The sequence below is a fragment of the Natrinema sp. HArc-T2 genome (assembly GCF_041821085.1).
Classification (GTDB): Archaea; Halobacteriota; Halobacteria; order Halobacteriales; family Natrialbaceae; genus Natrinema.
The window spans coordinates 19,753-43,569 of record NZ_JBGUAZ010000013.1 but is presented as its reverse complement, the minus strand read 5'-3'; the positions used below and the strand labels follow the sequence as shown (position 1 = coordinate 43,569).

Genomic DNA, 23,817 nt, shown 5'->3' with positions numbered 1-23,817 from the left:
GGCGGGGAGGTTGTGCGAGGGTATGTGGCGTGCGATCTGGCAGATCGCACGCCCAAGCAGGTCGAGCAGCTGTACCGGAAACGGTCAGCGATTGAAACAAGCTACCGGGTGTTTCGCCAAGCACGAGTGATAACGACGACACAAGATCCAGTCGTCCGCTTTGCATTCGTCTTGGTCGGGTTCTTGCTGGAGAACCTCTGGCTCGTGCTTCGGTGGGCGGTCGTCGCCCGCCCGCGTCGGGGCGGGCGCGACCTCCCCCAGGAATTCACGTTCAAGACCTTCTCTGACTGGATTAGACATGCATTGGAAGAAGAGCTAGAACGGCGTTGGGAGATCAAGATGAACGGCGTCGGTGTGCCAGAAACGTATGCATCGGCCGCGGGCTGACGCCAGCTCGCGGCCTTGGGCAGGCACCTGACGAGCAACAGCATTCGTCTAAAACGGCGTATCTTAGCTTTCTCAGTTCGGTTCTCTCCATCTGTGGACTCTGTTTCTCCTACACTCAGCTACCACACCAGCGTTCACTCCGGTCATCCGAGACTCAGCACAGCTCACGAAGCGACGCTCGGGAAGTACCGATTTTAGGCTTCCATCTCTGAGTGGAGTGTGAGCGACATATTCACTCCGCAGTATGGGCTGGCGCTGTCCAACCACCGTCGGCTATAGTAGCCATCGACCGTCAGCGCACACCCGGTCGTACGACGGGAGCGCGGTTCGGAGCGTACTGTGAGCGAGCACCGCTGATCCTGTATCGGTGTGTCATTCGGTTTAGTTCCGATTATAGATCATACACAACATCCATACTTGTGGTTTTTTCGTCTGGCGAAATTAGTCAGGTTACTATAATTTATCACAGTTCAATTCATAGATGACGTATGTGTATCCCAGTGTATAATCAGACAGAGTCGATAAGGATCTAGTTCTGATATCTAACACTGTGTTGGATCTCGTCCCGTATTGGAGCCGCTTCTTAAACTAGAACTGCATTCCCCGGAAGATTAATATACTCTGTTCTACACTATGCTGGTGTGATGGTAACATGAAACGCTCTGGCGTGGACATTGGTGGCACGTTTACAGATGTGATCGTCTTCGATGAGGAAACAGGAGACATCGAAATCGAAAAAACACCATCGACACCAGCCAATCCAGCGGAGGGTGTGATAAACGGCTTGACGAAATCCGAACTGGACGTCAGCGCGCTCGATTTCTTTTCCCACGGATCGACTGTTGGGATGAACGCATTAATCGAGCGAGAACTGCCACGAGTTGGCTTGATCACAACCGAGGGGTTCCGAGACGTTCTTGAGATCCGAGATGGAACGAAAGAGGATATCTGGGACACCTACGAAGACGTAGCTGATCCGTATGTCAAGCGACGAGATCGGCTTGAGGTATCTGAACGGATCGATTACAACGGGACTGTCGTCGAACCACTCGATGAGGAAGAGGCGCGAGAGGTGGTTCGTATCTTCAAAAGACGTGGAATCGACACGATCGCCATTTCGCTGATCAACGCCTATGCTAACGGCGACCACGAGAGGCGACTCGAGGAGATTGTCGCCGAGGAGCATCCGGACGCCTTCGTGTGTACGTCCCACGAGATTCTGCCTGAAATGTTCGAGCACGAGCGAACGAGTACCACTGTGATCAATGCAGCACTCGTTCCAGTCGTCCAGGAGTACCTGGTCGATCTTTCGTCCCAACTGAGTGAACGCGGATACGACGGCGATGTCCTCGCAATGCATTCAGGTGGCGGTGTCATGACGACGGACGCCATCGCATACTATGCTGCACGTATCGCCAACTCGGGGCCGACCGCAGGCGCGATCGCAGGCCAATATATCGCTGAGCAATGTGGGTTCGAGAACGCGATCGGGTTCGACATGGGCGGGACGAGCGCGGACGTTTCGCTCACCTACCAGGGCGATGTCGAGACGACTGATGAGTGGGCTGTCGAGTACGGATATCCGATCATGTTTCCGACGACTGACATCGAGACGATCGGTTCCGGTGGTGGCTCCGTGGCTTGGATCGACGAAGGTGGATCGCTTCGTGTTGGTCCTAAAAGCCAGGGAGCTGATCCGGGCCCTGCCTGTTACATGCGGGGAGGGGATAAACCGACAACGACCGATGCAAACGTCGTTCTCGGCTGGGTTGATCCGGACAACTTCCTCGGAGGGGACATGAAAGCAACGTCGAAGCCGTCTAGAGAGGTAATCAGCCGAGACATCGCAGATCCGCTCGATTTGAGTCTGACGGACGCAGCGTCGGCTATCGAACGGATTGCGATCGCGAACATGTGTAACGCAGTCCGTCTCGTCTCGACAAGTAAGGGGTATGATCCACGGGAATTCGCTCTCGTCGCGTTCGGTGGTGCCGGGCCGTTACACGCGGCCTCTGTCGCTCGGAATATGAATATCCCGAAAGTCATCGTGCCACCGTATCCGGGCATCAACTCTGCACTGGGTTGTTTGCTCGTCGACGTCGAACACGACCTCTCCCGGACGTTCATCGCAGACGCAACCGAGGATGTCACCGAGGACATCGAGACCGCCTTTGCAGAGATGGAGGCTGAAATCGAAGAACGTCTCGACGAGGAGGGGATCGACAGGAACCGAACCCGAATGGATCACGAACTCAAAATGCGCTACACAGGCCAGTGGCGTTCGCTGAGTGTCCCTTGTTCACGACCGATAGAGAGTATGGATGCCATCCGAGACAAATTCCACAGAGAACACGAGCGCGTATACGCCTATTCCGACGAGGAGCAGTCGATCGAATTCTACGGTCTTCGCGTGACCGGACGAGGGATCGTCGAGAAACCGTCGTTCCCCGAGCTTGAGTCCGAAGGGCTCAATGACGCTCACAAGGGGACTCGCGAAGCCTATTTCGAAGAGGTTGGGGAATATGTCGAGACCGACGTTTACAACCGAGGGAAACTCGGTGCTGGAGCATCGTTCTCGGGTCCAGCGATCGTCGAGCAGATGGATTCGACGACCGTCGTGCCACCGAACGCCAAGGCGGAAGTTGAGGAGACGGGCAACCTCATCATCACAGTGTAACCATGTCACAGTCACAACCACAGAACGACGTTGATCTCGATCCAGTCACCTTCGAGGTTCTTCGGAGTTCGTTTACGAACCTCGTCGATCGAATGGCCGAACAGATCCAGCGAACGTGCTACTCGTTCGTGATTTACAACCGTGACTTCAGCAACTGTATCAACGATGCTGATGGGAACACGGTGATGCAAGGGTCCAAAGACATTGCCGTTCACGTCGGAACGCTCCATTACACATGTAAGGAGACGCTGGAGTACTTCGAGGGGAATATCAATCCTGGTGATGTCTACATTATCAACGATCCGTACGCCGGCGGAACACACATCAACGACGTCCGTATCATGCGTCCCGTCTTCTATGAAGACGAGCTCATCGCCGTCACACAGTCGAACGGTCACTGGGCAGACGTCGGTGGACCTGCACCCGGGTCGTTCAATATCGAGGCGCAAAGCCACTTTGCTGAGGGAATGCGGATCCCTCCGCTAAAAATCTGGGACAGTGGTGAGTTCCAAGCGGATGTCGCTAACTTATTGACGACCAATATGCGCCTCTCCGAGGATCGGCTTGGCGATATGCGGGCACAGGCTGAAGCGACTCGGATCGCCGAAGAGCGGCTTCTAGAACTCGTCGAAAAGTACGGTCTTGAAACAGTCAAGGCTGCCTTCGATGAATCGAAGTCGTACGTCGAGCGAATAATGCGCGAGCGGATCAGTGAGCTTCCGGACGGCACGTGGCGTACGAAAGATCACATCGATGCCGATCCCAATAAGGAAGAAGGGCTGGTCACGATCGATGTCGAGATGACTATCAATGGGGACGAGGTTCACTACGATCTCTCCGGTTCTGATGAATACGTTGGGAACTTCCTGAACTCCACGTTCGGAACGTCTTTCTCCGCGCTGATCGCCGGAACGAAGATGTTCTTCCCCGATGTCCCACTTAATTCGGGAATGTACCGAGTCATCAGTGCAGACCTCCCTGAGGGAACCGTGGTAAACGCGCCAGAACCTGTCGCTGTGACCGGCTCAGTGGCTGGTGCATACGAGAAGGTGATGAACGCAATTTTCGAGCTGTGGTCCGAAGTGCTTCCAGAACGGGCGATGGCCTGTGCGTTCAACCTCGAGTATCTGCTTGCTGGTGGAACAGATCGTCGCCCGAATCGTGATGGGCAGGAGTTCATGTGGTATGACTGGATGGCCGGTGGCTGGGGTGGTCGAAACGGCAAGGATGGCTCAGATGCAACTGCGCCGGTCTTCGGTGCCGGGCTCGCAGTTCAGTCACTCGAAGGACAGGAGCGCGATACGCCGCTGTTGACAAAAGAACACACGATCGTGACTGACTCAGCCGGTCCCGGCGAGTTCCGGGGCGGATGTGGAGTCAGAAAAGGAGGGACCCTCCTCGAATGTGAAAACAGTGTGATTTCCTATTGCTCAGACCGGTCTCGATCGGTCACGTGGGGGATCAACGGCGGGCTGCCAGGAATTCCACACGGTGTGTCCCTGACACGAAATGGCGATACTGAGGAGATGGGGACCGTCTTTTCGAATCATCCGATCGAAGAGTGTAATGAATTTGTTCGGCCGTCCTCGGGCGGCGGTGGGTTCGGTGATCCACTCGAGCGTGATCCCGAAGCCGTTCTCGAAGACGTAAAAGACGAATATGTCTCCATTGAGCGTGCTGAAAAAGACTACGGCGTCGTTATCGAGGCGATCGATCCAGACGTCTGTGCGTACGAGATCGACCACGAAGCGACCGAAGAGACGCGAGCGTACATCCGGGAGAACCGAGCTGATTGGCTCGAGAAAGATCCACAGGAGATCGCCACTCGATACCGAGATGGGGAGTTGAACACACTCGATCTCGTTCGTCGGTACGGCGTTATTCTGGATTGGGCCAGCGGTGAATTGCTGGAACGAACAACAGCCCAGTACCGGGATATGCTGCACGAGCGGGCCAGGTCCGAGTGGGAATAGTAGAAGTAGAGAATAATTTCTTCCCTGAACGTGGTGCATCAGTCGTTGCTGTTAGACCGCTCGAGTAACGCTGCCAGCACCTCGAGGGGGTGGTGTGTCTCGATGTCCCTGTCTGCGAGCTGCTGGCTACAGGAGGCACCAGTCGTGACGATGAGATCCGCCTCAGCGGCGTCGATTTTCGACTCGAGGTCGTCGCCGATCGCCATCGAGAGTTCGTAGTGTTCGGTCTCGTAGCCGAACGCGCCGGCCATCCCGCAGCAGGTCGTATCCAGCGGCTGGACGTCGTAGCCGGCTTCGCGGAGCAGTTCGACCGGGGTACTATCCCAGCCTTTGGCCTTCGAGTGGCAGTGTCCGTGGAAGGCGACGGTGGCCTCGCCGCTGTCAGGGAGTTCGATCTCGCCAGCGCGGATGCGATCGGCGAGGAACGCGGGCACCGTTTCCGTTGTCTCAGGGATGTTCACGGTGTCCTCGAGTAAGTCGTCGTACTCTTTGAACGCGCTCACGCAGGATGGTTCGACGCCGATGATCGGCACGTCTCGCTCGACGTACTCGGCAAGCGTCTCGACGTTCTGTCGTGCATAGCCGCGAGCCTTCTCGACGAGTCCCTGTGAGAGCGGTGCTCGCCCACAACAGGCCACGTCCGGGACTTCGACTGCGTACCCGAGCGCCTCGAGAAGGTGAACGGACGCTTTACCGACCGCTGGATGGTTGTATCCCATATAACAGTCCGGAAAGAGCGCGACCGTTCCGTTCTCGCCGGCGTTTGGATGTGGCTCGTGAGCGGCAAACCAGTCGGGGAAGGGCTCGGCTGCGAAATCCGGCAGCGTCCGTCGTCGATCGATCCCCAGGACGGCCTCGGCAACGCGACGGCCGGGGCCGAACTCCTTGAGCCGGTTTGCGATCGGCGAAAACGTGGACCCGAGACGGTTGAGCGTGCGGACGTTCCCGAACAGGCGTGCGCGAAGCGGAACGCCGCTCGTCCGGTGCTGTTGGTGTTTCGCCTCCGTTTTCAGTTTGGCCATGTCGACGCCAGTCGGACACTCAGTTTCACATGCTTTACAGGAGATACACAGATCGAGTACCTCCTCTTGGAAGTGATCGCTCGTGAGCGTCTCCTCGTCGAGATCACCGTTTATTGCTGCTCTGAGCATGTTCGCCCGCCCTCGTGTGCTGGCAATCTCGTCGTCCGTTCCACGGAAGGTCGGACACATGACGCCGCCGTCCGACGTTCGACACTTCGAACACCCGTTGCACTGCTCGACGAGCGATCCGAACCCTTCTTCGTCACTGAAATCGAGCGCCGTATCGACAGTCTCCGGGTCGTATCCTTCGTACCGCAGGTTTTCGTCGACTTTCGCGAGGTTGCCGTCCGAAGCGGGGACGACCTTTGCCGGATTGAACACGTCGTCGGGATCGAAGGCGCGTTTGATCTCACAGAACGCACTGTAGAGTTCGTCACCGTACATCTCTGGGAGATGCTCGGAACGAAGTCGTCCGTCACCGTGTTCCCCGGAGACGGAGCCGCCGACCTCGAGGACGATCTCGTGGACGGCCTCCGAAACAGATCGGAGTCGCTCACGGTCATGTTCCGTCTTCAGATTCAGGAACGGTTTGATGTGGAGCACACCCTGTCCAGCGTGACCGAAGACGCTCGCCTGAAGATCGTGCTCGCGGAGAACATCACCCACGCGCTCGAGATACGTCGGGAGACGGGCGGGTGGGACCGCCGCATCTTCGATGAACGACAGCGCCTGTTCGTCGCCGGGCTGTCGGTTCAAAAGCGGATTGGAAGCTTTGCGCACCTTCCAGAGATCGGCCATCTCCTCCCCGTCGAACGCACGTTCGACGTCGATCGTTTCGGGTGTCTGGGCAGCCGACACGACCGTCTCGAGGTCGTCACGCTGCTCTGCATGGGTGGTCTCGATTTCCAGTAGGAGCGCGGCTTCAGCATCCTCGGGCACGATATCGAACCCCCAGGCGTCTCGAGCGTAGCCGAGGACGGCGTCGTCGATGAGTTCGACTGCACTCGGATCCGTCTCAAGCACGGCAGTCACAGCGTCGGCAGCGGCGATCAGATCGTCATAGAAGACGAGCGAGACGGCACGTGTCTCGGGACGATCGGTAAGCTGTAACGTCGCTTCGGTGATAATCGCAAGCGTCCCTTCGCTCCCGGAGACGAGCCGCGAGAGGTCGACCCACGAACCGTCCGGCGCAGCGCTAGTCTCGAGATCGTACCCACTGGAGTTTCGATCGACATCCGGATACTGTGTCTCGATTTCGTCGGCGTGTTCGCGTGCAAGCTGGCGGACCACGCGATGGACCTCTCCGACCCGGTCGTCGTGTTCACAGACTGCCTCGAGTTCCCCGCCGTCCCGCCGGTGAAACTCAACGAGAGATCCGTCTGCAAGCACGCACTCGAGTCGCTGAACATACTCTCGAGTCGTACCGTGCTTGACCGAGTGCGGACCCGCGGCGTTGTTGGCGATCATTCCGCCGATGGTACACGTACTCGAGGTCGACGGATCGGGAGCGAGGTAAAGACCGTCCTTCTCGAGAAAGTCGTTCAACTCGTCGAGAACGACACCCGGCTGGACGGTCACAGTCTTCGCGTCGGGGTCGACGTCGACGATCTCGTCCATGTATCGTGAACAGTCCAGGACGATCCCTTCACCAATGGCATTGCCGGTCAGACTCGAGCCTGCACCACGGGCCGTGACACTTGATCCGTGTCGGCGAGCGAAGTTGACAACTCGCTGAGTATCTTCGCGGTTCCGAGGGAAGGCGACACCTGCAGGTCGTTGCTGATAGATACTCGCATCCGTCGAGTAGAGGGTGCGTGTGGTCTCGCCGAAGTCAATCTCGCCGTCGAGCTGTTCGCTGAGCGACGGAGACGTGGTTTGGGAGATATCAGTACTCATGATCAGCGACGTTCAGGTGCTGGTGGGCACTCGTCTGCTCTCTGGGGTTCGGTTCAAACTCGACCGCGACTGGACTGTCTCCCATCCAGTCGTTCGTTCGGGTCGGACGACTCGAGGGCGCGATACTGTTCTCTGGCCGGTTACGATTCGGATGTAGCGGACTCACGTAGTTTCATCTCCTGTGTCTGCAAAGTGGTTTCGAACGTTTTGTTCGAACGCATCGCTTGTCACCTGATAACGGGTGTATCCTGCGGGTTCGCGCTCACGGTCGACGGTGAATATCTGTTCGTCATCGACGTAGACACCCCAAGAATCGCGGTATTCGACACCAACGCCCATGAAGCGAATCTCGGCGTTGTACTCCGATTGTAACCGGTCGACAACTGGAGGGGTGATGACATCATCGGCGAACCGCGGCGGCCGATAGGCAGGCAGGTCGTGCTCCTGGAACTCTTCGACAGCGTCAGACCACCAGACTGGAAGCTGTTCGACGGCGGTTTCCTCGTACGGCGCTTCCGTTTCGAGGTCACAGTGTTGTTCCACAGCGTTGGACTCGTGATCGTCTCGTGTATTCGTCATGAGTTGCGTGTGTTGTACTGACAAAATCCGTTACAGGCGTCTTGGGACGTCTCCCGTATGAAAACGTCGGTAACTGGCCACACCCGGCGCTGGCCGCAATCACCATCGTCGGGTGCGATGGCCATCAGAACTCGACGTAGAGGTCGCCGTCGATAACGTGTACGTCGTAGGACGGAAGGCGGTACTCGTCGCTTGCGAGGTGTTCTCCGGACGTGATATCGAACTCCCAGCCGTGCCACGGACAGGAGACGATTTCGTCATCACACGCCCAGACCAGCTCGTCGTCCTCGTCAACGTCGATCGTTCCGGACAGGAGCCCCTCACAGGCTGGTCCGCCCTGGTGTGTACAGTAGTTCGAGAGTGCGTGATACTCGTCGTTCGAGTAGAAGACGGCAATCTCACGGCCTTTGATGTCGACGACGACTCGTTCTCCGTCTTCGATGTCGTCGGCCGCTGTGACGTGGTGTAGGTTATCAGCGTCGGCGTTCTGTGGGTCTGTGTTTGTTGCCATGTTCGTTAGAATTGGTAGAGTTGGTCTGCGGTCTCGCCGTAGATGTTCTTGATCTCGTCACCGTTGAACTCCGAGCGCATGATCTTCATCAGCGCGTCAGTGTAGTCGAAGTCGAAGTGGGGGTAGTCCGACGAGAACATCAGACTGTTCTCGCCTTCGAAGAGGCGGATGATCTGATTGAGGTACTCTGGGTCGTCTGCACCTTCGACGGGTTGGCTGGTCAGGTAGAACTGATCACGGAGATATTCGCTTGGCTTCTTCTCCAGCATTGGTGCGTCGAACTTCGCACCCATATAGTCGTGATCGAACCGACGCATGAAGTACGGATACCAGCCGAGACCGGACTCCTGGACAACAAAGTCGAGGTCAGGGAAGCGAACGGGAACGCCCTGCGTCAGCATGTCTGCCAGGTTCACCTGATGCATCATGTTATGCGAGGTGGCGTGAACGGGGAGTGCCCGATTCAGCGACCGCCACTGCGTTGGGAACCGGGTCATCATCGTCCCAGCTGCGTTGTGCATCTTGATAGGCAGTCCAGCACGCTCACACGCCTCGTAGAGTGGATAGTAGATCTCGTTGCCCAGAGTCGGATCGACCGATCCGCTCGGGATCATCACGGCGGCGATACCCGGCTCGTCGGCGAGGTCGTCGACCTCTTCGGCAGCCTTGAGCGGTTTCTGTGGTGCGACGAGAGCGGCACCGTAGACACCGTTATCCGTGTCGATAATATTGTCGAGCAGCCACCTGTTGTACGCCTTCGCAAGTGCAGCCGCAAGGTCGTCGTGGTGGACGGCACCGAGATAGAGATTCTGGGTTGGGGTGGCAATCGCTTTATCCCACCCGATGAGGTCTTTGCCCTTCTGGATGTCTTCCGATGTCCGCACCGTCGGTGAGTCGGCCTTCCCGACCGTCACCGAGTACAACATTCCGTGTGACGGGTACACCCGTCCCAGATAGCCGTAGTCGTCACCGTCACTCTGGCTGTTTAGCAGGCTGTAGAACGGATCCTCGAGATACGGAAAGATGTCTTCCTGTCGCTCTGTAAGATGAAAGTCAGTGTCGACGATGACGTCTAAATCATCTAGTGACCGAACAGCAGCTGATTCTGTCGATTGCGAACTCATCACTTGCCTATTTTCAACGACCCCTGATAAACATTACCATTTTCCATAGTCGTTCGACTGGTATCATCAACGATCCTGTGACAGGTTACCGGACCAGCCACAACGGTTCATGAGCTCAGTCACAGCTGATAGTATAACTGCGACATTTCTTGTGTTTCTAGATATCACGGCTATTTCGACAATAGCGAAATAGATCTCTCGCTGACACGGATTGTAATGTTTACAGGCGTACGAATGTAATCGAAGAGGGTGATTGCCGACATAGATCGTCAGTAACTCTGTCCGTCCGGTTGGTGAGGTACCTGTGGCGTGTACTCTGGTATCCTCAGCAGTTACTGACCGATTTTATGATCCAGACACATGCTGGACGGAACGTTATTTCCCTCAGTCTCATTTCGACAGAGTCGAAATGCAATGGTGGGAATTCTCTTAGAGTGGCTATTCCGGTCCCAAGTCAGGTACAACTGTAACGTTCATCGTGATTCCGCGTACTACGTGCATTTCGACGATGCGAAAATAGATTTTGCACTGACGCAGGTTAGACTGTTTTACAGACGCACGAATGTACCTCTCCGTCACCGAATGGAGCCTCCAGCGGTCGATTATTTTTCCACAGGCGCTCTCCGAATACTTCGAATCGTACGTCCCGTATCTCGTCGTAGCACTGCTGGAAGAGGACGCACAGGCGATCGAAGCGCCTCACAGCACGATTACGGACCTCTAAACAGGCTCGGGTGCGCTCTTCTCACACTGTCTGGCATGGAGTGGATCGAAGTCATAATCCAGTAAAATCCCACACTCTTGAGAAGAATTAGGCATCTTGTCTTGCGATTTGATCAATACAATGAAGGTCACTCACTTTCTTTTGAATGGTTGGTGAACAACTTTTAGTCTGTCAAGTAAGTTGATAATTCGGTTTATTGGAACGAGATCGCATACCACACAATGGTGAGTTAATACGTAGACGACCCGAAGCTGGATATAACACAGTAACTCCGATAGAGTCGTGTAAACCCAGCCAGCACCACCGCCTGCGGATTACAGACATACAATTGTAAATAGAACTGTTCTTTAGTGATCTACTGGCTTACGGGCGTACAGAGGACTGCTGTTCGTTGGACGAAAGCCTGTACCGAATTCCAGTTCGAACATACGGAACCAGGCCATCCCTGATAAACCAGTTTGATTGTTCCGAACTACTATGTCTCATGGCCGCGTCTAAACCGCTAATGACAAAGAAAGATTCCGACCGTGTCCGCACCACAGAACAGTCATTACAGATAATCGATGCGGTTCAATCGTTCAACGGAGCGACGTTAGCGGAACTCGTTGATCACTTTGACCTTGCAAGGAGTACGATTCACCGCCACTTGACGACACTTCGCCACCACGGGTACATCGTCAAGGAGGGTGAACAGTACCATCTCGGACTCAAATTCTATAATCGCGGAGAGTACGCTCGGTCACGAAAACAATCATATCAACTCGCTGTCGAGGCCGTACAAGACATTGCAGACACGACGAATGAGGAGGTAGACTTCCTCGTTGCTAACGATGGCCGGGCAATTACTGTCTACGAGTCGTATCATCCTGATAATACATATCAGGACGAAGTCCTTCATCCGACCGAGACGGCACGTCATGCGGGGACATGCTATCACATGCATTGTATCGCCGGAGGGAAGGCACTCTTAGCCGAATTAGAGGACGATGAACTCGACCGTATCATCGATCAGTGGGGGCTCCCAAAGCGAACAGAAAACACGATTACGTCAAGAGAAGCACTATTCCAGGACCTCGAGCAAATTCGCGAGCGTGGAATCGCACTCTCTGACGAGGAGTATGCGGACGGACTCCGTGCTGTCGGTCGTCGTATATTGAGCTCTGACGGAAGTGTTCTCGGCTCGCTCGCAGTCTCTGCGCCCAAATATCGGATGCAGGGGGAGATTTTCACTGATGAGGTCCCCGATCTCCTCGTGACTGCAGTTGACGAACTAGAAGAACAACTCGCTACAACAGTAATCGAGTCGATGGGGTAGCGAGTTCGACTCTATCGAACTGTGTCTTACTGAACTGACTTAATTGTAAGCCATTATTCAGTTGTGAGGTTTTATATACTGATGTCTGCGAATATCATGACACACCTCACAGTGGCTTGAGACCAGAGGATCACCATGAGCACGCTCAACAATTCGGCTGAACACCCGTCGTTGCAGTTAGAACGGGTGTTCAACCCCGAGACAGTGGCGGTAATCGGCGCATCGAAAGACACGAGCAAACGCGGCAATCAGACGATCAAAGACCTGCAAGAAAGCGGCTACGACGGCGAGATTTACCCAGTCAACCCGAAATACGATAGCGAGATTCGAGGACTCACAGTGTATGACAGCGTCGCAGCGACGCCAGGTACGATCGACCTGGCGTTCATCGCGACGCCGGCTGAGACGATTCCTGATATCGTTGAAGAGTGTGGTGATGCCGGTGCCGCCGGCGCTGTCGTCATCGCCGCTGGCTTCAGCGAGGCCGGTGAGGAGGGGCTTGAAGCGGCGATTCGGGACACTGCCCGCGACTGCGGGGTCGCACTTATTGGGCCAAACATTCAGGGTATCTATAACCTCCACACCGGCCTGAACCTTCTCGGCGGGTACGAGATGCCCAAGGGAAACATCGCGCTGTTGGCCCAGAGCGGCAACATCGGGCTGGAGTTCGGCTCCCACGCTGAAGGTCGGAATTCGACGGGATTCAGTTTTAATATCGGCGTCGGCAACGAAACGGATCTCGAGTTTCACGACTATCTCGAGTTCCTTGACGACGACGAACACACTGATGCGATCGCACTCTACGTCGATGGCATGTCGGATGGGCGTGCGTTCCTTCAGACGGCACGTGAGGTGGTCCAAACCACACCGATCGTCGTCCTCAAAGGTGGGCTGACAGAGGAAGGTAAACAGTCCGTCCAGTCACACACTGCTTCACTGGCGGGTGACAGTGACGTACTCGACGCTGCCTACGAACAGGCAGGAGTCATTCAGGTCAACCGATCTGACCACGTGGTACCAGTGGCCGATGCGCTCGCCAAACTGCCACCAGCAGCCGGTGATAACGTGGCTATTCTCACCGATGGTGGCGGGAACGCGACGCTCGCGGCGGACAGTCTCAGCAACCGTGGGCTGTCGGTGACGGCGCTTAGCGAGTCGACTCGAGAACGACTGCGTGAACTCGTCCCTGATGCTCCAAATGTCACGAATCCAGTCGACATGATGGGACTACAGGGCGACGGTGACCTATCGATCTTCTATGACTGTGCAGAAGCACTCGTTGCCGACCCTGCAGTTGATTCGTTATTACTGACGGGGGTGTTCGGCGCGTACGAATCTCGTGGCCCTGGAGATGGGGACACAGGGCAGGAACCCGATGTCGCACGCCGGATCGCTTCACTCGTCGAGGAGTACGACACATCCATTGCAGTCCACTGTATCTACGGAACGCAGGGATCCCCTGCACTTGATGCGCTCGAGGAGGCGGGCGTTCCTACCTACGGATCACTCGATGTCGCCATCGCGAGCCTCGAAAAGCTCTCTCAATACGGCGCGCATCTGTCGACCGCCGACACCAAATCTACCTTCCAGCTTGGGGGCGGCCACGAACAACACAGCCTCGTTCGCGACGCACTCGACGCGGGGAAACGACAACTGTCGGAATTTCACTCAAAGCAGTTGCTCGACGCAGAAGGACTTCCAGTGGCACCATTCGACCTCGTGACCACGGCCGCCGAGGCCGCCGATGCCGCGGCGGAGTACGAGGGGCCAGTTGCAATGAAGGCGGTGAGCGACGATATCGTACATAAGACGGAAGCGGACTGCGTCGCTCTGGATGTCGACACCGAAGCTGCAGTCAGAGAGAACTTCACTACGCTCGTCGACAATGCGAAATCGTACGATCCCAACTGTGTCGTCGACGGCGTTTTAGTCTCTCCGATGCTTGATCCCGCTGTCGAACTTATCGTCGGCGTACTACGTGACGAAGAAGTAGGGTCGGTGCTCATGTTCGGTGTCGGCGGAATTTTCGTGGAGGTGATGCGCGACGTCGCGTTTCGAGCACTTCCGCTCACGGAGCACGACGCCCGATCCCTGGTGAACGAGATCGACGCACAGGAGCTCCTCGACGGCGTTCGTGGTAATGCAGGTATTGACCGCGAAGCGCTCGTCGATCTCCTCGTGGATGTTTCGGAGATCGCAACGGCAAACCCATCGATTACCGAACTTGATCTGAATCCGGTGTTTGCCTCGCCTGACGGTACCGTCATCGCCGACGCAAGTATCATTCTCGATACTGACGAGTAAATCGGCCTCGTCAGTAGAACTTCGGCGGAGCGTTGTCCGCGACGAGGTCGGTCTTTCATGACTGGTAACAACATTCTCGTGATGGTGACTATCAATTAACACAATCTTTAAGGGGATAGGTTGTAAGCGTTACTTGTTAGCATGGTAGATGGCTGGTACCTCCTCGGCTTAGAGGACACGAATAGATCGGAGAAATCACTCTTCTTCCTCTCGATCGGGCTCGTAGTCGGGCTCGCGGTAGTAGGAATAGTTTCACCGAGTTTGCTCAACTCGACAATGACCAGTGCGTATGACTTCGTACTGAATTACTTCGGCTGGTGGTTCATTCTACTGTCACTCGTGCTCACGGTCGCGATGATTGTCTTCTCGTTCTCTCGGTACGGACGGCTTCGAATCGGGGGACAGGACGCTGAACCGGAGTTCAGCTACTTCTCGTGGATCTCGATGATATTTACCGTGGGCTTCGCCTCGGCGGTCATCTTCTGGGGTGTCGCAGAGCCCATCTATATCGTCAGCAGCCCGCCGAACCCGCTGCCGGTACAGGGCGCACCGGTCGAGAGCGTCGCACTCGCGTTCATGTACATGCATGACATCTTCCCGGCGATTATGGCGTGGTACTTACCGGTCTCGCTCGCGTTCGGACTCATCGTTTGGAACGACGACGAATTCAAGTTCAGTTCGATGTTGAAGCCGATTCTCGATGAAGAGCGCTGGGGCGCGCTCTACTGGGTGACGGACCTCATGGCACTCGTGACGATGATCGGCGGTCTTGCGACGACGCTTGGGTTCATCGGCCAGCAGTTGTCGACCATCATGTCGAACGTGTTCGGATTCTCCTCAGGAATCGTGACCTACGGCCTGTTCGGTATTATCGGACTGATATTCCTCGGTGACGTGTGGCTCGGTCTGCGCAGCGGCATTCAGAACATGGCACGTGCGACGATGGTCGTGATCGCAGTGTTGATGAGTATTCTCGTCTTCGTCGGCCCGTCGATGTTCATGGCTGAACTCGGTCTCGACTCGCTCGGTATCTGGCTCAACAATCTGCCGCGACTCATGCTGTACACTGATCCGGTCGATCGCAGTTTGTGGCCGCAGGATTGGACTAGTTTCTGGTGGGCCTGGTATGCTGCATGGGGCCTCTTCGTCGGGAGTTTCGTCGCTCGGGTCTCGAAGGGGCGGACGGTACGCGAGACGACGATCGGTCTCAGCATCGTCCCTGCCGGCTTCCTCTTCGTCCAGCACGCCATCCTCGGTGGATGGGCACTTTCATCGAGTAACTACGGTCCCGTTTCCACCGCGCTGAGCGAACAGGGAATTCCCGCAGCACTTGCAGAAGCGATTAACGTCACACCCCTTACGTCCGTCCTCGGGGTGCTCTTTATCCTCGCACTGACTGGGTACGTCATCACGTCACTCGACTCGGCAGTGTTCATGCTCGCTGCGATCGCAATGGGAAACGAGGAGCCGAACGCGCGGAACCGTGCTATCTGGGGCCTCGTACTTGCTGCGCTCGGCGTAATGACGCTCAGTCTGCCGGGAACTCGAGCACTCGAGTCGTTCTCTGTCGTCCTCGGACTCCCGTTTACGATTTTCTTCCTCGTTATCGTGTACGCGATGATCGTCACCGCACGGAGACGGTATCAATCGAACTTCGTCGAGTATAGCCCGAGAGAACAGAGAGCACCGGCTAACCGAACCGACCTCGCAGAAGATGACGACTGAGAATTCGAACGAAAAGCAACCGATGTATACCTCAGTTGAGGGGCCAATGGGACACTCCATGAACGAGCTGCTAAACCCGATTAAATCAGGAACATGTAATTTCCGGCATGATTAGTTTTATTACTGGCCACCGTATCATGGAGAACACGTCCAGTTGTACGTTCCACGCTAACGATGGGTGTGTACAGTTGGGACACTGGGAGAGACGCGAAAGCCGACTCAGAGCGATACGATAACATGAACGAAGAGCTACCACTGACCGACGTAACCGACGAAAAGAAACGCGAACTAATCGAGAGCGGCGACCTCCTGGAACACGATGCGCCGTTCCAACCGGGTGAAACGCCGATTCCGGACTACCAACTCGCGTGGGCCGTCACCGGCGATGAGGACGGGAATCCGGACCACGGTGAACCATTCGAAGATGGTGCTGAAAAAGAGGTTGTCATCTCTGTCGAGGAGCCCGGACCGAACGACGCGTTGCTCTACATGCTCACCTCGGAGGTCAACTACAACGATGCGTGGGCTATCACTCCCTGTGTCGACCTTCGAGCAACACGACCGTGACTGGCACGTGACCGGCTCAGGCGGGCTCGCACTCGTCGCCGACGTTGGCGATGGACTCGAGGAACAAGGGCGAATCGAAGTCGGTGATCTGGTTCACGTATATTCCGGGCAGTTCGACGCACTCTCGCCAAAAGCCGGCCGTGACCCGATGTATGCTGACTTCACCATTCAGGGGTATCAGACCCCGGATGGCTCTCACCAGCAATTTATGATTGCCCAGGGAACGCAACTCTTTGAGCCGCCAGAGAACCTCGACCTCACAAAAGCGGGCAGTTGTATTCTGACGATGGGGACCATCTACCGGGCGCTGTTCAACACGCTCGATGTCGATCCCGGTTCGAATCTCTTCGTCGAGGGTGCCTCGACGGGGACCGGACGTGACGCCGTCCAGATGGCGACGAGTCGAAACATGAACATTACCGGCCTCGTCTCGAGCGACGAACGCGGCGAACGCGCACTTGACAATGGCGCTGACGCCTACATCGACCGGAAGCGTCCCGAACTCGTTGACGCGATGCGGATGGTTCCGAACGACCCCGAAGAATGGGACGACTGGGAAGCCGCTGGAGAGCCGCTCCTTGAGGAGTACCGGGAAAAGAACGATGGCGAACTCGCGGACTACGTCGTCTCTCACGCAGGTGCACACGCCTTCTCCCGATCGTACCAGCTGTTGGACGAGGGTGGACGATTGACGTTCTTCGGAGCCTCGACTGGCTACGAGATGGCATTTATGGGGAAGTCGGGCCAAACGACCCCGGAGGCAGTGTTCCATCGTGCTGACCTTCAGGCCGGCGATCCAACGCTCGTTTGGTACGGGACGCCGGAAGACATCGATGGTACCCACGATACTGTCGCTGAAGCGGCGGTACAAACGGCGCTCGAGCACAATGCTCGTGTTGCCGTCGTTACGGCAACTGATGAACAGGCCGAGTACGTCGAATCCGAGTACGATGTCGAAGGAACAGTAAGCATCGAGACACTCAACGAAGAGAGTGACGGGTTCGAGTATCTCGACTCACTGCCGCATCTCCCGGATCCATCCGAACCTGACGCACTCGCCGCTACCATCGGCGAGTATATGGGGAAGATGTTCAAGCCGATGGGTATCGCGGTCAGTGACCTCCTTGCGACGCCGAACAACCCGCGTGGCAATCCGGAAGTCGTCTTCGAACGTGCTAGCCAGAACACACTGGCACTCTCGACGATGCTCTGTGCACCGTTCGAGGGAAAAGTCGTCTTTTCGGAAGACATGTCAGGGCAACGACATTCGTTCTATGCGCCACAGGTATGGATGCGCCAACGTCGGATCTACATGCCGACGACCGAAATTTTTGGCACACATATGAAAAACACCTACGAGGTGCTTGAAATGAACGAGGAAATAGAATTGGACGTGTTCGACGTGCCAGGGACACATCTCACACCATGGGAAGATACTCCGAAAGCCCATCAAGATCTGTGGGAGAACAACCATGAAGAGGGCTCGTATGTAATCAATCACGCTCTCCCAGATGATGGCCTTCAGTCGAAAGAAGAACTCTTCGACGAATGGGGCGTAAACTAACGTTGCTCGGTATGTCTTCAAGCTAACTGCTTTCAGTCTTTATTGCACTCTCGGAGCAGCCGTCTAGAGCGATGTGATCGTAGGAGTGCTTCATGTTCTTCACGCTCTTTGTCAGTCAGATCAACAGACTCCTTTCCACCCACAAGAACGTCCGAAAGGACGCACAGTAGCTTACCGGTATCACGTAATGCTCGAAGCACGCTATAGTAGCCACTGACCGTCACTGCAAACCTGATCGCATGTGGACTGTGCGATCAGTGTGTAAACAGTTTCAGTTGTACTATAGACGGTGCTAGCCAATCGATTCTATCAATAATCGCGGAGATTCACCTCAATTCGGTTTTTTGTCGCTTGTAGTCGCTCTGGGAGCGTTTCTCGATACCAGGTCCCGTTCATATCTGCCGCAGGCCCCGAAAGGCTGATTGCGCCGATCACCGTGTCGTCGGGGCCGAATATTGGAACGCCAACACATCGAAGCCCTCGCCCATACTCTTCCTCGTCGAATGCGATACCGCGGTTACGGACCCGATCGACCTCATCCAGCAGTTCGCCTTTCTCAGTGATCGTTTGTGCCGTGTAACTAACGAGGTCGATCGAATCAAGGAGCGCTTCAAATCGTTCAGGCGATACATGAGCGAGAATCGACTTCCCGGTGGCTGTACAGTGCAGGTCGTGTCTCTCACCGGCTCGCGTCGAAAATTCGATCTCGTCGCTTCCGCGAGACCGATACAGATACACCCCACTTCCCAGTTCTTCGACAGCTAGATTGCCGACTAGATCGGTTCCCTCGACAAGGGTTTCGATTTGCGGACGTGCGATTTCGAAAAGGTCTGTCCGCATCCGCGTCGTTTCACCAATGCGAAGGAAGCGTAGTCCAAGGCGGTATTGACCGTCTTCGTTGACGACGTAGCCTCTTTGCCGGAGCGTTGTGAGGTGATTATGAACTGTGCTTTTCGAGACATCAACGGCCTTGGCGATCTCCGTTACGCCTGCTTCTCCGGATTGTTCAAGAAACTCTACCACTGAGAGAAGTGTTTCGACCGATTCGACGGGGGTGTTCGCGCGGCCCATGATGGATACGATTCACTCTTGGTACTTGTAGTTACTCTCGATCTATTGTTCTATCTATCAGAACGATGTACCTGCCCCCTAGTAACAAAGTGGATGGCCTCGGGCAGTACACGTACTATTATTACCACTATTTCTTGTTAGCATATGGCAGTGTACTGTGATCGAAGAACGTCACTGTACACCTGATCGAACAAGGAGTGCGCGATCCGTGTGAAAATCGTCTCAGTTATCACTATAATCGGTGATGCGAGACCGGTCCAGCTGGCTCTAAAGGGTATCTTCTCGAAGATGAAGGCGCGAATCACCACTGCACTCGAGTGACCGATCGGGTAATGGTCGTGGTCGAACCACCCCGAGAATTACACTTGTACTCGTGTAATGAGTCGGTGGATCGGGGCCCCTGCACTGTTCTGTTTTGTTCTACAGAACGCCTGTTCTGGAGAGGGAAGATGGCGACTGTTGGGATCCGAGAGGCAGCTATTATCGGATAGAGTAGCGTCGCCGATACGTTTCGAGTCATGAGAATGTCATTTTATTTACGGTCGGCAATGTTATACGTTTTCGTTCTGCAGTACAGAACAACTGTTCTGAGTGCGGAAATGAGGTTCGTTGCCAGCTACTCGCAAAAACTGTTCTCGAAAGAATTCACCGAGATAGTTCGAACGACAGTAGCCGATGTTTATCAGTAGTTGAGGTACACCGTCTTGGAGGTGGTAAAGAAGTCCAGACCAGCGTCACCCTGTTCGCGCCACGTCTCACTGGAGGAGTTTTTCGTACCGCCAAACGGAACGTGCAGTTCGAGACCAGTGGTCTTCTCGTTGATTTTCACGACGCCGGCTTCGACCTCGTCGACGAAGTGGTTGGCTTCCGAGAGGTCTTCCGTGATGATGCTCGCGGAGAGACCGTACTGGCTATCGTTCGCGATGGTGATTGCTTCCTCGAAGTCGGACACTGGGAGTACTGCGACGACCGGACCGAAGATTTCCTCCTGGGCGATCCGCATCTCTGACTCGACGTCACTGAAGACGGTCGGCTCGACGTAGTGACCGTCGTCTTCGGTATCAGGGACGCCGCCACCCGTTTCAAGCGTTGCACCTTCTTCCTTTCCGACCTCGATGTACTCGAGCGTCCCCTCGAGCTCTGACTCTGTGACCTGTGGTCCCATGTCGGCTTCGAGTCCGGGACCGATGTCGAGATCGGTTGCGTAGTCGACGAGCCCATCGACGAACTCGTCGTAGACCGATTCGTGGACGATGGCTCGAGACGTCGCGGTACAGGCCTGACCGGTAACGCCGAATGCGCCGGAGCCGACGATGTCGATTGCCTCGTCGATGTCCGCGCTCGGCATCACGACGGCTGGGTTCTTCCCGCCCATCTCGAGTTGGATTCGCGCACCGGTTTCGGAGGCTGATTCCCGGACGAGTTCACCGACTGCCGAACTTCCGGTAAACGAGATCGCGTCGACCGCCTCGTGGGAGGTGATCGTCGCACCGACCTCGCTTCCAGATCCGGTCACGACGTTGAGGACGCCATCGGGGAGTCCGGCTTCATCCAGACATTCAGTGAGTTCGTGAACGACGGTCGGTGCCTGGGATGCTGGTTTGAGCACGACGGCGTTCCCGGCTGCCAGTGCAGGTGCGGTCTTCCATGCCGGAATGGCGATCGGATAGTTCCAGGGCGTGATGAGTCCGACGACGCCGACGGGTTCCGTGACGGTCCGGAGGCGACTGTTCTGACCACTCGGGGCCTTCGCCTCGCCTGCGAGGTCGCTCGCTTTCTCCGCGTAGTAGTAGAGAATGTCGACGGCACGCTGGACCTCGCCGGTCGCTTCCGTGAGTGCTTTTCCTTCCTCACGAGTCAGTGTCTCGGCGACATCGTCGGCGCGGTCTTCCAGCAGTCCGGCAGCGCGCCGAAGGACAGCACCACGCTCCGGTCCGGGCGTCTCTGCCCAGACGTCTTGGGCGTCGACCGCCGCCTGAATCGCCCGCTCGGTATCGGCTTCAGTCGACTTCGGGAAGTGCGCGACAACTGACCCGTCGGCAGGATTGGTCACGGTAAAGGTCGCTGCTGATTCCGATTCGGTCCATTCTCCGTTACAGTAGTTCATGCGCTGTTGGGCAGCCATCTATGATTACAATCCCGGTTTCCCATACAAATAGATTGTCCCTCTGACGGTGTAATCGAGATTTCGTTCCACAACGAGGGCTGCGGGCGCATTACTGAGCGCTGTAGTTCAGCTCGATTATATTAACAGCTGATAAGAGCTTGCTTCGAAGTTCCTCTTCGACGTCGGGTTCTTCCAGTCGATGGGCGGGACCAGTAACGCTGAGACCGCCCAACACGTTCCCAGCCGTCTCCTCTATCGCTGCCGAAATCGTCGTCATCCCCATCCGGTACTCTTCGCGGTCAAACGAGACGCCGGTCTCACGAATTCGCTCGAACTCGTCCTCGAGTTCGTCGCGGTCGGTGATCGTGTTTTCCGTGCGGGCGGGCATCCCGTGTTTGTCGAGTATTTCCGTGACGCGTTCGTCCGAGTACTGTGCAAGGATCGCCTTTCCAACAGCCGAAGAGTGCATATGAAAGTGCGTCCCGTCGGTAAAATCGTACGAGATGTTTTGTCCACTCTGAACGACATCGAGTGCGACGCACATCCCGTTTTGTTCGACTGACAGGGTAACGAGCTCACTGCTAGATTTTTCCGCGAGACGGTCCACTTCTGGCTTCGCCACGTCGTAGAGGGGCACATCGTTACGGACGCGTCCTCCGAGTTCCATGTATCGAAGGCTGAGCTTGTACGCACCGCTGTCGTCTTGTATCACGTATCCCAGTTGCCGAAGCGTACTCAGGTAGTCGTGGACCACACTCCGTGCTCTCTCGATTTCTTCAGCCACCGATGTAACGCTCTGGGCACCCTCTCGCTCGAGTACAGTCACGATCTCGTCCATTGTCAGTAACGCCTTGATCGGACGATTGGCTTCGGTATCCATAGTGTGTTAGTCAATGGCATTGCACATATACGTTCGGAATTGTCGAACGCGGAGATGAAGTGGTTGCCAGTATCGAGGAGATTCGCCGCACTGACGAGGGCAGTGGCCAGAACACAGACTATTCATTCGATAATACCGAATCAAATGACTGGTGTTTAAATAGCAGCTGTGAGTTTATTCCGCCGAATACACGATTTAGAAGCGTTCTGCATGCGATTTCGTCATCTCGATTAGGATAACCTTTATGTGGGGTTGTGATTGTATATCTATGTGGAACTATGGCACAAGATACGCAGGGAGCGTCGACAGAACAGCGTTCCACGTCGGAACTCACGTTAGTCGATGCGGACATACACCAGCGGTGGGTAGATGATGCGGAAGTCGCTCAGTATCTTCCCGAGCGATACAAAGACGACGGGCTGGTACTGCCGGAACTGCTTTACCGGAATCCGGGTGAGTTCCTTCGTCAGGACGAAAAGACGGGCGACGGGAACAAACCGGGAACGGACCTCCAGAAAATCGTCGACGATCATCTAGATGAACACGACATCGACTACGCGATGCTGACTGGCAACTCGTGGTTCAATCTCGCAGCGTTGCCGAACCGCGATTACGCCAACGAACTCGCTCGAGCGTACAACGAGTGGCTAGTCAACGACGTGCTGCCAGTCGATGACCGATTCATGGGATCGCTGTATGTCGCGCCGAAGGCACCGGAGAAAGCGGCCGACCTCATTCGCGAGTACGGCGATCACCCGCAAGTCAGACAAGTGTTGCTCCCCGGCGGAGCCGAAGTGCCATACGGTCGACCGCAGTACTGGCCGATGTACGAGGCTGCCGAAGAGCAGAACCTCGCGATGGCGATCCACCCGTTCTCGGAGGGACACGGAACGAGTAACCCGCCGACCGGTGCCGGCCATCCGAACAATTACATCGAGTGGCACACCCTCCTGGGCGCGTACTACATGGGACAACTCGCCTCGATCGTCACCGAGGGAGTCCTCGTCGAGTACCCCGATCTCCGATGGGCGTTCATCGAAGGTGGCTACGGCTGGCTTCCTCACTTCATGTGGCGGCTCGATAAGAACTGGAAGGGGCTCCGCTCGCAAGTGCCGTGGCTCGAAGAGAAGCCGAGTCACTATATTCGGAACAACGTCTGGTTCGCAAGCCAACCGGTCGAGGAACCCGAGCGACCGGAATACCACGACCAGATCCTTGAGATGATGCATGCAGACGAGATACTCATCTACGCGTCGGACTACCCTCACTGGGATGGCGACGATCCAACGTGGGGACTGCCGCCGATGGACGACGACATGGAACGTGCGATCAAACACGAGAACGCAGCCGAGCTCTGGGACCTGCCCACGGACGGAAGCGAACTGAAGTGA

The 23,817-nt window shown here is 55.9% G+C and carries 16 protein-coding genes and 1 pseudogene; 10 read left to right on the top strand and 7 right to left on the bottom strand.

Translation table 11 applies throughout. From position 1 onward, the window contains the following. The 3 genes and pseudogenes from ACERI1_RS18270 to ACERI1_RS18260 form a co-directional block, all read left to right on the top strand. Positions 1–387 (top strand): annotated as a pseudogene (locus ACERI1_RS18270) (ISH3 family transposase); the annotation flags it as partial. Between the two features lie 652 nt (positions 388–1,039). Then, the gene (locus tag ACERI1_RS18265; RefSeq protein ID WP_373619901.1) at positions 1,040–3,064 is read left to right on the top strand and encodes a hydantoinase/oxoprolinase family protein; all 2,025 of its coding nucleotides are present in this window, start codon (positions 1,040–1,042) and stop codon (positions 3,062–3,064) included. Positions 3,065–3,066: 2 nt separating this feature from the next. Further along, a complete protein-coding gene (locus ACERI1_RS18260) occupies positions 3,067–5,037 on the top strand; it encodes a hydantoinase B/oxoprolinase family protein (protein WP_373619899.1) in 1,971 nt (656 codons plus the stop codon). Positions 5,038–5,075: 38 nt separating this feature from the next. Here ACERI1_RS18260 and ACERI1_RS18255 read toward each other — a convergent pair whose 3' ends face one another. The 4 genes from ACERI1_RS18255 to ACERI1_RS18240 form a co-directional block, all read right to left on the bottom strand. After that, positions 5,076–7,955, bottom strand: a complete 2,880-nt coding sequence (locus ACERI1_RS18255) for an anaerobic glycerol-3-phosphate dehydrogenase subunit C (protein WP_373619898.1) — start codon at positions 7,953–7,955, stop codon at positions 5,076–5,078. Between the two features lie 162 nt (positions 7,956–8,117). After that, positions 8,118–8,534, bottom strand: coding sequence for a hypothetical protein (locus tag ACERI1_RS18250; RefSeq protein WP_130501851.1), 417 nt, complete (start codon positions 8,532–8,534; stop codon positions 8,118–8,120). Positions 8,535–8,658: 124 nt separating this feature from the next. Then, positions 8,659–9,045, bottom strand: coding sequence for a Rieske (2Fe-2S) protein (locus ACERI1_RS18245; protein ID WP_130501850.1), 387 nt, complete (start codon positions 9,043–9,045; stop codon positions 8,659–8,661). Between the two features lie 5 nt (positions 9,046–9,050). Continuing rightward, positions 9,051–10,169: an amidohydrolase family protein gene (locus ACERI1_RS18240; RefSeq protein WP_373619896.1), complete on the bottom strand. Its 1,119-nt coding sequence runs from the start codon at positions 10,167–10,169 to the stop codon at positions 9,051–9,053. 562 nt (positions 10,170–10,731) lie between these two features. Between ACERI1_RS18240 and ACERI1_RS18235 the strand changes: the two genes are divergently transcribed. From ACERI1_RS18235 to ACERI1_RS18210, 6 genes are all read left to right on the top strand, one after another. Continuing rightward, the gene (locus tag ACERI1_RS18235; RefSeq protein ID WP_373619895.1) at positions 10,732–10,893 is read left to right on the top strand and encodes a hypothetical protein; all 162 of its coding nucleotides are present in this window, start codon (positions 10,732–10,734) and stop codon (positions 10,891–10,893) included. Positions 10,894–11,398: 505 nt separating this feature from the next. Continuing rightward, entirely contained in the window at positions 11,399–12,208 is an 810-nt protein-coding gene (locus ACERI1_RS18230) for an IclR family transcriptional regulator (RefSeq protein ID WP_373619894.1), read from the top strand. Positions 12,209–12,343: 135 nt separating this feature from the next. Beyond that, on the top strand, positions 12,344–14,512 hold the full coding sequence (locus tag ACERI1_RS18225) for an acetate--CoA ligase family protein (protein WP_373619893.1): 2,169 nt from the start codon (positions 12,344–12,346) through the stop codon (positions 14,510–14,512). A gap of 141 nt (positions 14,513–14,653) precedes the next feature. Further along, positions 14,654–16,237: a BCCT family transporter gene (locus ACERI1_RS18220; RefSeq protein ID WP_373619892.1), complete on the top strand. Its 1,584-nt coding sequence runs from the start codon at positions 14,654–14,656 to the stop codon at positions 16,235–16,237. Between the two features lie 237 nt (positions 16,238–16,474). Next, on the top strand, positions 16,475–16,804 hold the full coding sequence (locus ACERI1_RS18215) for a hypothetical protein (protein ID WP_373619890.1): 330 nt from the start codon (positions 16,475–16,477) through the stop codon (positions 16,802–16,804). Then, positions 16,776–18,368 carry a zinc-binding dehydrogenase gene (locus ACERI1_RS18210; protein WP_373619888.1) on the top strand — a complete coding sequence of 531 codons (1,593 nt, stop codon included), beginning with the start codon at positions 16,776–16,778 and terminating at the stop codon, positions 18,366–18,368. The genes ACERI1_RS18215 and ACERI1_RS18210 overlap by 29 nt, the downstream gene beginning before the upstream one ends. A 309-nt stretch (positions 18,369–18,677) precedes the next feature. Here ACERI1_RS18210 and ACERI1_RS18205 read toward each other — a convergent pair whose 3' ends face one another. The 3 genes from ACERI1_RS18205 to ACERI1_RS18195 form a co-directional block, all read right to left on the bottom strand. Further along, complete coding sequence (locus ACERI1_RS18205; RefSeq protein ID WP_373619887.1) at positions 18,678–19,439, bottom strand: IclR family transcriptional regulator; 762 nt, start codon at positions 19,437–19,439, stop codon at positions 18,678–18,680. Positions 19,440–20,121: 682 nt separating this feature from the next. Next, positions 20,122–21,564 (bottom strand): aldehyde dehydrogenase family protein, encoded by a 1,443-nt coding sequence (locus tag ACERI1_RS18200; protein ID WP_373619886.1) that lies wholly within the window; start codon positions 21,562–21,564, stop codon positions 20,122–20,124. A gap of 91 nt (positions 21,565–21,655) precedes the next feature. Then, the gene (locus tag ACERI1_RS18195; protein WP_373619884.1) at positions 21,656–22,426 is read right to left on the bottom strand and encodes an IclR family transcriptional regulator; all 771 of its coding nucleotides are present in this window, start codon (positions 22,424–22,426) and stop codon (positions 21,656–21,658) included. A gap of 278 nt (positions 22,427–22,704) precedes the next feature. On the opposite strand from ACERI1_RS18195, the gene ACERI1_RS18190 reads away from it, so the two are divergent. Further along, complete coding sequence (locus tag ACERI1_RS18190; RefSeq protein WP_373619882.1) at positions 22,705–23,817, top strand: amidohydrolase family protein; 1,113 nt, start codon at positions 22,705–22,707, stop codon at positions 23,815–23,817.

What these genes read in the sequence shown, in the direction of transcription:
- ACERI1_RS18265 (WP_373619901.1), top strand. Translation starts at nt 1,040, where the DNA reads ATGAAACGCTCTGGCGTGGACATTGGTGGCACGTTTACAGATGTGATC.
- ACERI1_RS18260 (WP_373619899.1), top strand. Translation starts at nt 3,067, where the DNA reads ATGTCACAGTCACAACCACAGAACGACGTTGATCTCGATCCAGTCACC.
- ACERI1_RS18255 (WP_373619898.1), bottom strand. Translation starts at nt 7,955, where the DNA reads ATGAGTACTGATATCTCCCAAACCACGTCTCCGTCGCTCAGCGAACAG.
- ACERI1_RS18250 (WP_130501851.1), bottom strand. Translation starts at nt 8,534, where the DNA reads ATGACGAATACACGAGACGATCACGAGTCCAACGCTGTGGAACAACAC.
- ACERI1_RS18245 (WP_130501850.1), bottom strand. Translation starts at nt 9,045, where the DNA reads ATGGCAACAAACACAGACCCACAGAACGCCGACGCTGATAACCTACAC.
- ACERI1_RS18240 (WP_373619896.1), bottom strand. Translation starts at nt 10,169, where the DNA reads ATGAGTTCGCAATCGACAGAATCAGCTGCTGTTCGGTCACTAGATGAT.
- ACERI1_RS18235 (WP_373619895.1), top strand. Translation starts at nt 10,732, where the DNA reads ATGTACCTCTCCGTCACCGAATGGAGCCTCCAGCGGTCGATTATTTTT.
- ACERI1_RS18230 (WP_373619894.1), top strand. Translation starts at nt 11,399, where the DNA reads ATGACAAAGAAAGATTCCGACCGTGTCCGCACCACAGAACAGTCATTA.
- ACERI1_RS18225 (WP_373619893.1), top strand. Translation starts at nt 12,344, where the DNA reads ATGAGCACGCTCAACAATTCGGCTGAACACCCGTCGTTGCAGTTAGAA.
- ACERI1_RS18220 (WP_373619892.1), top strand. Translation starts at nt 14,654, where the DNA reads ATGGTAGATGGCTGGTACCTCCTCGGCTTAGAGGACACGAATAGATCG.
- ACERI1_RS18215 (WP_373619890.1), top strand. Translation starts at nt 16,475, where the DNA reads ATGAACGAAGAGCTACCACTGACCGACGTAACCGACGAAAAGAAACGC.
- ACERI1_RS18205 (WP_373619887.1), bottom strand. Translation starts at nt 19,439, where the DNA reads ATGGGCCGCGCGAACACCCCCGTCGAATCGGTCGAAACACTTCTCTCA.
- ACERI1_RS18200 (WP_373619886.1), bottom strand. Translation starts at nt 21,564, where the DNA reads ATGGCTGCCCAACAGCGCATGAACTACTGTAACGGAGAATGGACCGAA.
- ACERI1_RS18195 (WP_373619884.1), bottom strand. Translation starts at nt 22,426, where the DNA reads ATGGATACCGAAGCCAATCGTCCGATCAAGGCGTTACTGACAATGGAC.
- ACERI1_RS18190 (WP_373619882.1), top strand. Translation starts at nt 22,705, where the DNA reads ATGGCACAAGATACGCAGGGAGCGTCGACAGAACAGCGTTCCACGTCG.